At 70.3% G+C, this 12,281-nt stretch carries 9 protein-coding genes and 1 pseudogene; 3 read left to right on the plus strand and 7 right to left on the minus strand.

Annotation, left to right across the window (positions count from 1 at the left end):
- Positions 1 to 193: 193 nt before the first annotated feature.
- Genes ligA through SMIR_RS10140 form a run of 4 tightly spaced genes read right to left on the minus strand, consistent with a single transcriptional unit; the run spans position 194 to position 4,642 of the window.
- Positions 194 to 2,389: an NAD-dependent DNA ligase LigA gene (ligA, locus tag SMIR_RS10125; RefSeq protein WP_212726897.1), complete on the minus strand. Its 2,196-nt coding sequence runs from the start codon at positions 2,387 to 2,389 to the stop codon at positions 194 to 196.
- Positions 2,390 to 2,404: 15 nt separating this feature from the next.
- Complete coding sequence (locus SMIR_RS10130) at positions 2,405 to 3,400, minus strand: methionine synthase (RefSeq protein WP_168495782.1); 996 nt, start codon at positions 3,398 to 3,400, stop codon at positions 2,405 to 2,407.
- Positions 3,397 to 4,095: an SDR family oxidoreductase gene (locus SMIR_RS10135; RefSeq protein ID WP_101400822.1), complete on the minus strand. Its 699-nt coding sequence runs from the start codon at positions 4,093 to 4,095 to the stop codon at positions 3,397 to 3,399. Before SMIR_RS10135 ends, SMIR_RS10130 begins: the two co-directional genes overlap by 4 nt.
- A gap of 7 nt (positions 4,096 to 4,102) precedes the next feature.
- Positions 4,103 to 4,642, minus strand: a complete 540-nt coding sequence (locus SMIR_RS10140; protein WP_212726898.1) for an LOG family protein — start codon at positions 4,640 to 4,642, stop codon at positions 4,103 to 4,105.
- A 50-nt stretch (positions 4,643 to 4,692) separates the two neighbouring features.
- On the opposite strand from SMIR_RS10140, the gene SMIR_RS10145 reads away from it, so the two are divergent.
- Both SMIR_RS10145 and SMIR_RS10150 read left to right on the plus strand, forming a co-directional pair.
- Positions 4,693 to 5,016, plus strand: coding sequence for a DUF427 domain-containing protein (locus tag SMIR_RS10145; RefSeq protein ID WP_060901251.1), 324 nt, complete (start codon positions 4,693 to 4,695; stop codon positions 5,014 to 5,016).
- 37 nt (positions 5,017 to 5,053) lie between these two features.
- Positions 5,054 to 5,818, plus strand: a pseudogene (locus SMIR_RS10150) (alpha/beta fold hydrolase); the annotation flags it as partial.
- Positions 5,819 to 5,871: 53 nt separating this feature from the next.
- On the opposite strand, the gene SMIR_RS10155 reads toward SMIR_RS10150, so the two are convergent.
- The 3 genes from SMIR_RS10155 to SMIR_RS10165 all read right to left on the minus strand — a co-directional run bounded on the left by SMIR_RS10155 (position 5,872) and on the right by SMIR_RS10165 (position 11,133).
- Complete coding sequence (locus tag SMIR_RS10155; RefSeq protein WP_212726899.1) at positions 5,872 to 6,609, minus strand: M48 family metallopeptidase; 738 nt, start codon at positions 6,607 to 6,609, stop codon at positions 5,872 to 5,874.
- 35 nt (positions 6,610 to 6,644) lie between these two features.
- The gene (locus tag SMIR_RS10160; protein WP_212726900.1) at positions 6,645 to 10,274 is read right to left on the minus strand and encodes a type I restriction endonuclease subunit R; all 3,630 of its coding nucleotides are present in this window, start codon (positions 10,272 to 10,274) and stop codon (positions 6,645 to 6,647) included.
- Positions 10,275 to 10,455: 181 nt separating this feature from the next.
- Positions 10,456 to 11,133: an ATP-binding protein gene (locus SMIR_RS10165; protein ID WP_349636898.1), complete on the minus strand. Its 678-nt coding sequence runs from the start codon at positions 11,131 to 11,133 to the stop codon at positions 10,456 to 10,458.
- Between the two features lie 286 nt (positions 11,134 to 11,419).
- Between SMIR_RS10165 and SMIR_RS10170 the strand changes: the two genes are divergently transcribed.
- Positions 11,420 to 12,274: a helix-turn-helix domain-containing protein gene (locus SMIR_RS10170; protein WP_212726901.1), complete on the plus strand. Its 855-nt coding sequence runs from the start codon at positions 11,420 to 11,422 to the stop codon at positions 12,272 to 12,274.
- The last annotated feature ends 7 nt before the right edge of the window (positions 12,275 to 12,281 follow it).

A 12,281-nucleotide genomic window follows, 5' to 3' on the forward strand; every position in this document is an offset into this window, starting at 1 on the left:
CACCGCGTCTGAAAACCCTTCCCCAGACTCTTGCGGAGCAGGGGATGCCCCAACCGCAGCTGGGCACGGCAGGCGCACACCTCAACAGTAGGCCGCAGAAGGCTTCTACGGGCAGCGGTCGACGACGGTTGCCCGAATGCGACCCGGCCACCCGTATGCATCTGATATGCGCCGAACGGGTGGTCTTCAACCGCTACTCCCCGGTCGGGAGGGCGACTTCCGCGGCGGCCTCCGGTCCCTGTTCGAGCAGGACGGCGAAGCCCTCCTCGTTCAGAACCGGCACCTTCAGCTGCATCGCCTTGTCGTACTTAGATCCTGGATTGTCGCCCACGACCACGAAAGACGTCTTCTTCGAGACCGAACCGGTCACCTTCCCTCCCCGGCTCTGAAGGGCCTCCTTCGCGCCGTCCCGCGTGTGGTGTTCGAGCGTGCCGGTGACGACGACGGTGAGTCCTTCGAGGGGCCGCGGGCCCTCGTCCTCGCCGGAACCCTCGTCCTCCAACCGGACGCCGGCGGCCTTCCATTTGCGGATGATCTCGCGGTGCCAGTCCTCCGTGAACCACTGCTTGACCGAGGTCGCGATGATCCCGGCGACCCCGTCGACCGCGGCGAGTTCCTCCTCGGTGGCCTGCTCGATGCGGTCGATGGAACGGAACTCGCGGGCCAGCGCCTCGGCGGCCACCGGGCCGACGTGTCTGATGGAGAGTCCGTTGATGAAGCGCGCGAGCGGGCGGCTCTTCGCCTCGGCGATGTTGTCGAGCAGAGCGAGCGTGTTCTTCTTCGGCTCGCCCTTCTGGTTGGCGAAGACCGTGACGACCTTCTCCTCACCGGTCTTGGGGTCCCGCTTGGGCAGGCCGCTGTCCTGGTCGAGGACGTACGCCTTGATCGGGAGCAGCTGCTCGACCGTGAGGTCGAAGAGGTCGCCCTCGTCGACGAGCGGTGGGGCGGCGGGCTCCAGCGGACGGGTCAGCGCCGCCGCGGCCACATTGCCGAAGTGCTCGATGTCGAGGCACTCCCGGCCCGCGAGGTAGGAGACGCGCTCTCTCAACTGGGCCGGGCAGGTACGGCCGTTGGGGCAGCGCAGGTCGATGTCGCCTTCCTTCATGGCGCGCAGCGGCGTCCCGCACTCGGGGCACTCGGCCGGCATCACGAACTCCCGCTCGGTGCCGTCGCGGAGATCCACCACCGGTCCGAGGATCTCCGGGATGACGTCACCGGCCTTACGCAGCACGACCGTGTCCCCGATGAGGACGCCCTTGGCCTTCACGACCTCCTGGTTGTGCAGAGTCGCGAACTCGACCTCTGAGCCCGCCACGGTGACCGGCTCGACCTGCGCGTACGGAGTGACGCGCCCTGTTCGGCCGACGCCGACCTTGATGTCGACCAGCTTGGTGTTGACCTCTTCCGGCGCGTACTTCCAGGCGATGGCCCAGCGTGGAGCGCGGGCCGTGGAACCGAGGCGGCCCTGGAGACGGATCTCGTCGAGCTTGACGACGACTCCGTCGATCTCGTGCTCCACGGAGTGCCGGTTCTCGCCGTAGTACGCGATGAACTCCCGTACGCCGTCGAGGTCGTCGACCACCTTCGCGTACCGCGTGGTCGGCAGGCCCCAGGAGTGCAGCAGTGTGTACGCCTCGGAGAGCCGGGTGAGGCCCTCGAAGCCCTCCAGGGCGCCGATTCCGTGGACCACCATGTGCAGGGGGCGGCTCGCGGTGACGCGGGGGTCCTTCTGCCGCAGCGAACCCGCCGCCGCGTTGCGCGGGTTGGCGAAGAGCTTGTCGCCGGCCTCCACCAGGCGGGCGTTGAGCTCCTCGAACTTCTCCATCGGGAAGTAGACCTCGCCGCGGATCTCCACCAGGTCCGGGACGTGGTCGCCCTTGAGGCGGTCCGGAATCTCCGCGATCGTGCGCACATTGGGCGTGATGTCCTCGCCCGTGCGGCCGTCGCCGCGGGTCGCCGCGCGGGTGAGGCGGCCGTGCTCGTAGGTCAGGTTGACCGCGAGGCCGTCGACCTTCAGCTCGCACAGGAAGTGGTGGTCCGAGGTGCCCACGTCCTTGGCGACGCGCTCGGCCCAGGCCGCGAGCTCCAGGTCGCTGAAAGCGTTGTCCAGCGAGAGCATGCGCGAGCGGTGCTGGACGGAGGTGAACTCGGTCGCGTACGCGCCCGCGACCTTCTGGGTCGGGGAGTCGGGGGTGCGCAGCTCGGGATACCGCTCCTCCAGGGCCTCCAGCGAGCGCAGCAACTGGTCGAACTCCGCGTCGCTGACGACCGGCTGGTCCTTCACGTAGTACCGGAAGCGGTGCTCCTCGATCTGCTCAGCGAGCTGGGCGTGCTGCTCCCGTGCCTCGGCGGGCAGGGAATTGGGCTGTGCGTCCTTGTCGCCGGCCACCGTGTTGTCCTCCCGTTACTCTGGGTTGTCCGCGAGGGATCTCGCCGCCCGGGCGCAGTGGGCGAGTGCCCGGCGCGCGTACTCCGGGGAAGCGCCCGCGAGTCCGCACGTCGGAGTGACCGTGACCGCCTCCGCGAGAAGACCCGGATGCAGCCCCAGCCTGCGCCACAGCGTCCTGACACCCATGACGCTACCGGCAGGGTCTGACAATGGTCCGTCCGTGCCCGGCACGACACCGGCGAACAGCCGGGTGCCGCCCTCCACCGCCTCGCCGATGACATCGTCGTCACGCTCGGTGAGCAGTGAGAAGTCGAACGAGATGGCCGCGGCCCCCGCCCTGCGCAGCAGCGCGAACGGTACGTCGGGTGCGCACGAGTGCACCACGACCGGGCCGTCGGTGTGCACCCCGACGACGTCCCGCAGCGTCGACTCCACCCGTTGCCGGTCGACGGCGCGATGGGTGCGGTAGCCGCTGGCGGACTTCACCTGGCCGCGCAGCACCGCGATGAGCGAGGGCTCGTCGAGCTGCAGCACGATCTGGGCGCCGGGCACCCGGCGCCGTACCTCGTCGAGGTGCGTGCGCAGCCCCTCGGCGAGCGATCCGGCGAGGTCCCGGCAGGCGCCGAGGTCGGAGAGCGCCGCCTCGCCGCCCCGCAGCTCCAGTGCGGCGGCCAGCGTCCAGGGGCCCACGGCCTGCACCTTGAGCGGCCCCTCGTAGCCCTGGGTGAACTCCTCCAGCGCGTCGAGGTCTTCGCCGAGCCAGGACCTGGCCCGCTTGGTGTCGCGCCCCGGCCGGTCCCCGATCCGCCAGCCGCTGGGCTCCACGCGCGCATAGAGCTCGACCAGCATCCCGGCGGTCCGTCCGATCATGTCCGCGCCGGGTCCCCGGGCGGGCAGCTCGGGCAGGAACGGGAAGTCCTCGAAGGACCCGGTCACGGTCTTGGCGGCCTCGCGGGCGTCGTCGCCGGGCATGGATCCGACCCCGGTGGCGGGGCCCCAGGTGAAACTCATCGTCCCGGCCGCACGGTCAGGTCGTTGACCTCCGCGTCGCGCGGCAGGTCGACGGCCATCAGGATCGTCGTCGCGACGGATTCCGGGTCGATCCACTTCGAGGCGTCGTACTCCTTGCCCTCCTGCTGGTGGACCTTCGCCTGCATGGGGCTCGCCGTCCGGCCGGGGTAGACGGAGGTCACCCGGACGCCGCCCGCGTGCTCCTCGTGGCGCAGGGAGTCCGCGAGGGCCTTCAGGCCGTGCTTGGAGGCGGCGTACGCGGACCAGTCGGCGTGCGCGGCGAGGCCGGCGCCGGAGTTCACGAACACCACGTGGCCCTGGGCGACGCGCAGTTGCGGCAGGAAGTGGCGGGTCAGCTCGGCGGGGGCGATCAGGTTGACGTTGAGCTGGTGGCGCCAGGACTTCGGGGTCAGCTCCCCGACGGGGCCGAGGTCGACCACGCCCGCGATGTGCAGGAGCGAGTCGACGCGCTCGGGCAGGGACTGGTGCGAGAACGCCCAGGACAGCTTGTCCGGGTCCGCCAGGTCGCCGACCAGGGTCCGGGCCCCGGGGAACTCGGCCGCCAGTTCCTTCGCGCGGCCCGCGTCGCGCGCGTGGAGCACGAGGTCGTCCCCGCGCGCGTGCAGACGGCGGGCGACGGCCGCGCCGATGCCGGAGCCCGCCCCGGTGATCACATGTGTAGCCATGGACGCCATGCTCGCATCACTGGGTGCCCACGCTCTCCTCCAGGTAGGCCAGCGCCCCTACCGGCTCCTCGGCGAAGAACACCAGGTCGGTGAGCGGGCACGGCAGGAAGCCCTCGGCGTCCATGCGGCGGAACTGCTCCTTCAGGCCGTCGTAGAAGCCCGCAGTGTTGAGCAGGACGACCGGCTTCTCGGTCTTCCCGTGCTTCTTCAGCTCCAGGATCTCGGTCGCCTCGTCGAGGGTCCCGGTGCCGCCCACCATGATCACGACGGCGTCGGCCTTGGCCAGGAGCAGCGTCTTGCGCTCGGCGAGGTCCCGGGCGATCACCATCTCGTCGGCACCCGCCCGTGCCGTGGCCGCCAGGAAGTCCACGGAGACGCCCAGCAGCCGTCCACCCGCCTCCTGCACCCCGTCGGCGACCACCTTCATCAGCCCGACGTCGGAACCGCCCCACACCAGCGAGTGGCCGCCCTTGCCGAGGAGTTCGGCGAACTCCCGGGCGGGTCGGGTGTAGCGGTCGTCGAGGTCGGCGGCGGAGAGGAAGACGCAGATATTCATGTGCCTACGGTACGAGGGAAGAACCCGGGTCCCACGCGCGCTGTACGGGTATGGCCAATGGACACACGATCACGATCGAACAGGGCACGGAGCGGGTACGCGTCGTGCACGGCGACCAGGTGCTGGCGGAGAGCGACCGGCCCCTGGTGCTGCGCGAGACCGGCTGTCCCGTGCGCTACTACCTACCGGCCGAGGACGTCCGCCTGGACCTGCTGACGACCTCCGACACCCACACGCACTGCCCCTTCAAGGGCGACGCGTCCTACTGGTCCCTGCCCGACGCCCCCGACCTCGTCTGGTCCTACCCCGACCCCAAGCCGGACGTCGCCCGGATCAAGGACCACTTCTGCTTCTACGAAGTCGAAGTGGCGTAACCGATGAAGCCCGTGCCCGGCAGCGGTCTCCACGGGCATGGACAAGAAGACCTTTTCGCGTGACGGGACCCCTCTCGCGTACGGACGCTTCGGGGATGGCCTGGCGGTAGTCCTGGTCGGCGGCGCCCTGTGCACTGGCGCCATGGCGGCGCCGCTGGTGCAGGCGCTCTCGGGCCGCTTCGGTGCCGTCACCTACGACCGCCGGGGCCGCGGCGGCAGCGGCGACACCGCACCCTTCGCGGTGGCCCGCGAGGTCTAGGACATCGCGGCGCTGATCGATGCGTCCGGGGGCAGCGCGGCGCTTTACGGCATCTCGCCGGGCGGCGCGCTGGCCCTGGAGGCGGCTGCGAGCGGCCTGCCGGTCAGCGGGGGCGCCGTCCACGAGACGCCGTTCGCCGTCTACGAGGGGGGCGGAAAAGAGCGCCAGGAGTACACGGAGCGGCTGACGGAGCTCCTCGGCCGAGGCCGGCGCGGGGACGCCGTGGAACTCTCTTCATGGCGCTCATCGGCATGCCCCGGGAGATGATCGCCGGCGCAGGGCAGTCCCCCGTTCGGCCGGGCATGGAGGCGATCGCACCGACCCTCGTGTACGACAACGCCGCCATGGGAGACGATCTGGTCCCCCCGGGCACGGTTCCCGTGCTGGCGGTCGTGGGAGGGGCCAGCCCGCGGTGGCTGCGCGAGGCCGTACGGGCGGTCATGGAAGCGGTCCCTGAAGAACACGTACCGGACCCTCGAAGGACAGACCCATATCGTGGATCCCAGCGTGCTCGCGCCAGTGCTGGCCGAGTTCTTCGCGTCGCAGGGCGGACGGTCACGCGACCGTGATCATCGCGTGCGCCGCCTCGCTGCGGGCTACTCCACCGCTCCGCGCCAGAGTTCTGGCTCCGCCTGCTCGAAGCGCCGTTCGAGATCGTCGAGGTCGAGGAGCACCGCTCTCATCGCTCGGCGGAACGCGGCTCCATGGCCGGACGTCTTCAGGTGGACGAGTTCGTGGACGAGGACGAGGTCGATCAGAGCCGGGGGCAGCTGCATGAGTGCCCAGTGCGCGGTGATGCGCCGACTGTCGCGATCGCAGGATCCCCAGCGGTCGCCCAGGTCTCGTGCCGCAATCTGCTGAGGCTTCACCCCGGCTCGGGCGGCAAGGGCTTCCGCTCGGGCCGCGAGCCAAGGAGTGCCTCTTACCGAGTACCACTCGGCAAGACGGCGGGCACCGTCCGCACGGGTGGCGGGTTGCGGCAGTTCCAGCCAACCCCGGTACAACCGGACCCTCCCTTTCACCGCCGTGGGCAGTACGCGGAGCCGATACCGGCGACCGAGGTAGGTGAAGCTCGCGCCGCTGACCAGCTCCTTCACGGGCTGGCCGGGACGGGGGCCGCGCCTACGGACCTCGGCGGCCAGGCGCGGAAGCCGCGAGCGGACGGCGTCCGCGACAGCCGTCGGCTCGGCGTCCGCCGGGACGGCGAAGAGCACCGCGCCGTCCTCGGCGACCTCGATGCCCAGGGTCTGCCGACGGGGCCGGACGGCCACGCGCCACCGCCACTCCGCCGGCAGCGGCAGGGCGGCGAGTGCCGACTCGACAGTGATGCTCACGCCGTATTCGTACCACCCTGCACTGACAGTGCCGGTCAGGGGCGGGGCGGCCGGTCCCCGCGGAGCAGGAAGTCCTGGCGTCGGGCCTCAGCCAGCCGCACCAACTCGGTGGCCACCTCCGCAGTGTCCTCCCACTGCATGCCGAGGCGTACCTCCACCGTGCGCCGCAGGGTTTTGCGGGCATCGATCCGGGTCGCGTTGGAGGTCGTGAAGGAGGGCATGCGCACCAGATCCACTATCTGGCTAGTGATCACGCGGACGGCCTGGTGGAGCTCCTCTGTCGGGGGCAGAGGCAGCATCCCCGCTTCCTCCAGCGCCTTGGCGAGCGCCCGGCATACGGGGCCCTCGGTGAGCGGATCGAGTCCCGCCGCCGCGTCGGCGCTCCCGGCTTCCGCCTCCGCCGCGTTGACATCTCCGACGAGCCGGACGAGGTCGGCTGCCGCCTGCTCGCTGTCGTCGCGCATCTGACGCACGATCGCGTCGAGGCGTTCGCTGAACCTGTCGTACGTGGCCCGGTCACCGGCCAGGCGGGCGGTGATGCGGGTGCGCAGGGAGCTCTCCATGTAGGCGATCCGCGCCCGCGTGTCGGGGTTGGCGTTGACGCGCTCCATGAACTCCGGGTCGCTCAGGTCGACGCGCGGAACCCGAAGCTCCGCGTCGTTGGCGCGCAGGTGCTGGGCGATGAGCTGCCGGACCTTGGCACCGTAGCGACGCGGGCTGAACTCGTCGCGTCCGTCCAGGTAGCGGCGGCGCACCAGGTACTGCACCTCTCCGAGATGCCCCGCGAGCCGCTCGTACGGCAACGCGGCCGGTCGGGGCAGCACGGCGCCGAGGGCGGACAGGAAGTCCCGGACCAGCTCGTCGAACTCACCGCGCGTGATCGGATCGCGCAGGGCGTCCAGCAGGTCTTCGCGGCGCCCCTCGTCGTCGAGTGTGACGATGCCGTCCAGGTCGCGGACCGCCAGGCCCTGGCCGTCGAGGAAGCGGAACAGGGCGTCGTGGAGGTCAGTAAGGAGCCGGTCGGCGGCCGCGTCCGCCTGGAGCAGCAGACCGTCGCCCGTCGGCTGGTCGTCCGGATAGCGGCCCTCGTCGTCGCGCTTGAGGTGGTCCACGTCGACCCGCTCGTATCCGTACACCTCGCGAAGGTGCCGCTGGTCGTACGCGCGCAGCAGACGGGCGAGCTCCGGTCCGACGCCCGCGTAGTCGACGACCAGGCCCCACTCCTTCTTCGGGTAGGGGCGGTTGGTCCTCGCCACGGCCTGTAGCAGGTTCACGCCGCTGATCGCGCGGTCGAGGTAGAGGACCTGTTCCACGGGGGCGTCGAAGCCGGTGAGCAGCATGGACTGGACGACGAGGAAGGCCAGTGGCTCCTCGCCGCTCTCCTGGTCAGCGGCGCCGGAGTCGTCCGGGTCGGGCGGACCGTCACCCGTGCCCGGGACGTGCCATTCGTCGCCGCCCGTGGTGTCCCCGTCGCCGTCGAGTCCCTGCCCTGCGGGGCCGTGCGCATCGGCGTACCAGGAGGGGTCGTCGGCTGCGGCCAGCGGGTCGCCGAGCCCCTGCAGGAACCGTTCGATGTACGCGTCCTGGCGGGACTTGAGCTTCCAACGACGCCAGCTTTCGGGGTCGCTGCCCGGCGATGTGGGGGACCGTTCGGAGATGACCACTGCGGCGTCGATGGAGCGCAGAAGCTCGCGCTGTCGCTGGATGGTGAGCAGCTCGCGTGTCGGCTCGTCGGCGTCGAATGCGGCGTTCGGATCATGTACGAGGTCGGGGTCCAGGGCGTCGACCTCGGCGAGGAGCCGGTCGCGGGCGGCGAGCAGGGCGTCGCGGTAGCTGACGGCGGCGCGCCGGGAAACAGCAACGACCTGGGCGCCGAAGCGGTCGGGCAGTGCGTTCACCGCCCAGTGCCGGAGCATATGCTCGGCCTTGGCGGCGATGACGACAGGCGCCTCCTGGATCTCCTTGCGCCGCGCGAACTTGCGCAGCACACGGCGCCGCTGGTCCGGATCGCTGGGCACTCGCTCGTCGAAGCGAGCGTCGAGTACGGCCTTCTCGACGACCTCCAGGGGGACGTCCCACGCCTCGTAGCGCACGGGGACGACCGAGCCGTCCCGCTCCGCGTCCCGCAGTGTGTAGGTGTCGGCGAGGTCGCCGAAGATCTGCTCGGTCTTCTTGCGTGTGTCGTCGATGATGGGGGTGCCGGTGAAGCCGATCAGGACGGCGTTCGGCAGCATCCTGCGGAGCCGGGCGTGCAGCCAGCTGTCCTGGCCCCGGTGGGCCTCGTCGACCAGGACGACGATCCGGGAGCTCTCGTTGGCGGGCACGTTGTGCAGCCGGGGGGACTCGTCGTCGCTCCCGAGCGTTTCCTCGGTGCCGTCGTCGGCGCTGTCGTCCCGGCGCGCCTTCTGGAGCATCACGAGGACGATGTCCGGCACGTCCACGCCGAGCTGCGCGCGGGCGTCGGGCACGGAGGTGGCGCGGTGAACGGTTTCCTCGGCGGCGGCCAGGGACCGGCTGATCTGTTTCTCCAGGTCGCGCCGGTCCGTGACGACGACGACCTTGTGTGTCCTCAGCTCCGGGTCGCTCCTGAGGTGCCGCACGAGGAAGGCCATGGTGAGGCTCTTGCCGGAGCCCTGCGTGTGCCAGACGACGCCGCCACGGTGGTTGGGGGCATGGCCGGACGCGATGGCCTTCTGGCGTTCCCGCAGCCTGCGTGCGAGGGACGTCACGGCGCGGAACTGCTGGTAGCGCCCGATCACTTTGACGGTACGGCCGCCCTGGAGCCGCTCGGTGGTGAAATCCCTGACGAGGGCCAGAAAATGACGTGGAGTCAGTACACCGACCGCCAGGACCGCCATGTCGTTGCCGCATCCGGCGGCGGGCGCGGGCGCGGTGGTGCGCCACGGGGTGAAGTACTCGGGGTCGGCAGTGACGGTACCGAGCTCGGCGTGGTCGCGGTCGGTGGCGACCAGGAGCTGCGCGAAGCGGGTGAACGCGGGGACGGGGGCGGCGGCGTACGCACCGGCGTACCCGAGGACCTGAGCCACGGCCGCGTCCAGTGCGGCCCGGCTGTCGCTGCCGGAGGTGAGCGGGGCCTTGCACTCGACGACGGCCCAGGGCAGGCCATTGACGAACAGGACGAGGTCGGGAGTGGCCGGGCCGACGCCAGCGCGCTCGACGCGGAACTGGGAGACGGCGAGCCAGTCGTTCCCGCCCCGTCCGTCGCCTTCCGCCTCCCCGTCCTCTGGGCCGAACGTTCCGTCCCAGTCGACGAGCCGTACGAACTCGGGGTCGCCCTCCTCCCAGCCGACCAGGGTGCGGGCGTTGACGCCCTCGCGCAGAAGGCGGGTCACCTGGAGGTTCCCGGCGACTCCGGGCTCCGCGTGGCCGTGGCCCCGGCTGGTCCCGAGGACGAGGGCGAGCAACGCGTCGAGTTGGGCCGCGTCGAGCCAGGGCCGTCCGTCCGCACCGGGGTTGATGCGGGAGACGGCCTTCTTGAAACGCTCGGGGTAGACGGTCTCGGTGAAGGTCTGCCGTTCCGAGGCCGCCGGGTCGGTAGCGGGTGATCCGGGCGGCGCGCCCTGCAGATGCTCCCACCTCAGGGCCACGAGTTGTTCGATCAGCGGCTGTTCGGTCTTCTCGTACTCCGGTAGCGCCCGCGCCACTGCCGCTCTCCCGCCCGTCACCACACCGTCACGACCGCCCCGCGGCTCCCTCACGAAGCGTGCGCACAACTGTACTCGTGGGGTGTGGATATGACCGGGACACGATGATCGGGAATCGGCCACAGCGGAGGCGACCGGGGAAGGTACGAGAGCGGAGAGCGCAGGCGGGCCGGTACGCCGGTCAGGCGGCGAGCGCGGCGGCCGGGCTGCCGTCCGGTGGCGGTGTGGGCAGGTTCAGCTCAAACCAGAGGGTCTTGCCACCCGGCCCCATCGGTTCATCGCCTATGGCGCAACCGCCCCACCGGTCGGCGACCGCACCGAGAATCAGGAGCCCGCGCCCACCGTCGGCGTGCGCCTCGGGCGAGGCGGTCGGCGCTCCGAGCGGTCCCGGCAGCGCGGGCAGATCGGGGCTCATGTCCCAGACGCTGACCCGCAGTACGGGATGCAGCCACTGGAGCCGTACGGAGGCGGGGCCCTTGGTGTGCCGTACGGAGTTCGTCGCCAGCTCCGAGGTCAACAGCTCGGCGCGGTCCATGAGTTCGGCGAGCCCGTGGGCCGTGAGGACGGCCCGGAGGGTAAGGCGCGCGATGCCAGGGCCCCGAGGATCACAGGGGAAGTGGAGCTCGTAGTGCCAGGGGGCGGTGAAGGGGAGGGGCGGGGGGTGCGGGAGGCCGGAGAGCGGGTCGAGGGTGGGAAGTAGGTAGGGGATTCCGGGAGGTGTGGGCGGGGTCTGGTGCTGTGCGGCGGAGGGCGGAGGCTCTTGGGTGGGTGGGGGTTGATGGCTCCGGTTCTGGGGCTGCGGCCTCGTCTGGTGCTGGGGCCGGTTTCGGCTCTGGGCTCGGTCGTGGTCTGTACTCACGTGGCACCTCCTGGGGTGCGCAGTGGTGATGGGTCAAGTGAACGTGTGCCACGGGTTGTTCGGCCGTCAGGGTGGTGGCTCTGCCGCGCCGCGCCTGCCGTCCCGGGCGGGCAGGAGGGGGCGGTGCGCTTCCGGTTCCGGCGGAGAGGGAGTGGCACGGGTCACACCGTAAACCACTAAGACTCACTAGTGAGCGCAACTTCCACTTTCTAGTGAACAGTTGATTCACTCACTAGACCGCTCACATTCTGATTGACAGACTGCTCGCGCGCACGAGAGAGGACTCATGGCCCCACGAAACGCACCCACGAACCGCAAGCGACGCCTGGCCACGGAGATGCGCCGGATGCGTGAGCAAGCCGGCATCTCCATCCAGGAAGCGGCCTCGCTGCTCGGCTCGGACCGGACGATGATCTCCAACATCGAAGCAGCTCGCACCGGCCTCAGCGAGGAGCGGGTACGCCAGATCGCGTGCCACTACAGGTGCCCCGACTCAGCACTGGTCGATGCCCTGGCGGCCATGGCGACCCCGCGTCGACCGAGCTACTGGTGGGACGAGTACAGCGGCAAGCTTCCAGAGGGGCACCTGGAGGTCTCCGAGGTCGAGCATTTCGCCACCCGGATTCGGACAGCACAGACAGTGCACCTGCCTGGCCTGTTCCAGACAGAGAATCATGCGCGGGCGATCTTCGAGTTCACGGTGCCCAAGCTGCGTCGACTGGACGTGGAGCTACGGGTCGAACACCGGCTCAGGCGACAGGGCATCCTCGTCGGACAGAACCCGACGCCCTACGTCGGAATCATCCACGAGGCCGCCTTGCGCCTGGAGTTCGGCGGACGTGATGTAGCCCGCGCCCAGCTCGAACACCTCGCTGACGCAGCCGACCGAGACAACGTGACACTGCTGGTGATTCCGTTCAGCGCCGGAGCCTTCCACGGCGCCGGACAGTCGATCCTGTACGCGGAGGGCCCAGTGCAGCAGTTGGACACGGTGCAACTCGACACGGCCCTCGGCGCCCATTTTGTGGATGCCCCGACCCCCCTGGCGAACTATCGTTCCCTTCTGGACTTGATGGAGCAGTCGGCGCTGCCCCCTGATGAGTCGGAGCAGCTCATCCGGTCCATCGTGCGTGAGCTATGAGGGGAGC

This window comes from Streptomyces mirabilis, from assembly GCF_018310535.1.
Taxonomy (GTDB): Bacteria; Actinomycetota; Actinomycetes; order Streptomycetales; family Streptomycetaceae; genus Streptomyces.

Bases quoted from the DNA above. Each gene is read 5' to 3' on its own strand.
- SMIR_RS10130 (WP_168495782.1), bottom strand. From the start codon at position 3,400: ATGAGTTTCACCTGGGGCCCCGCCACCGGGGTCGGATCCATGCCCGGC.
- SMIR_RS10135 (WP_101400822.1), bottom strand. From the start codon at position 4,095: ATGGCGTCCATGGCTACACATGTGATCACCGGGGCGGGCTCCGGCATC.
- SMIR_RS10140 (WP_212726898.1), bottom strand. From the start codon at position 4,642: ATGAATATCTGCGTCTTCCTCTCCGCCGCCGACCTCGACGACCGCTAC.
- SMIR_RS10145 (WP_060901251.1), top strand. From the start codon at position 4,693: ATGGCCAATGGACACACGATCACGATCGAACAGGGCACGGAGCGGGTA.
- SMIR_RS10170 (WP_212726901.1), top strand. From the start codon at position 11,420: ATGGCCCCACGAAACGCACCCACGAACCGCAAGCGACGCCTGGCCACG.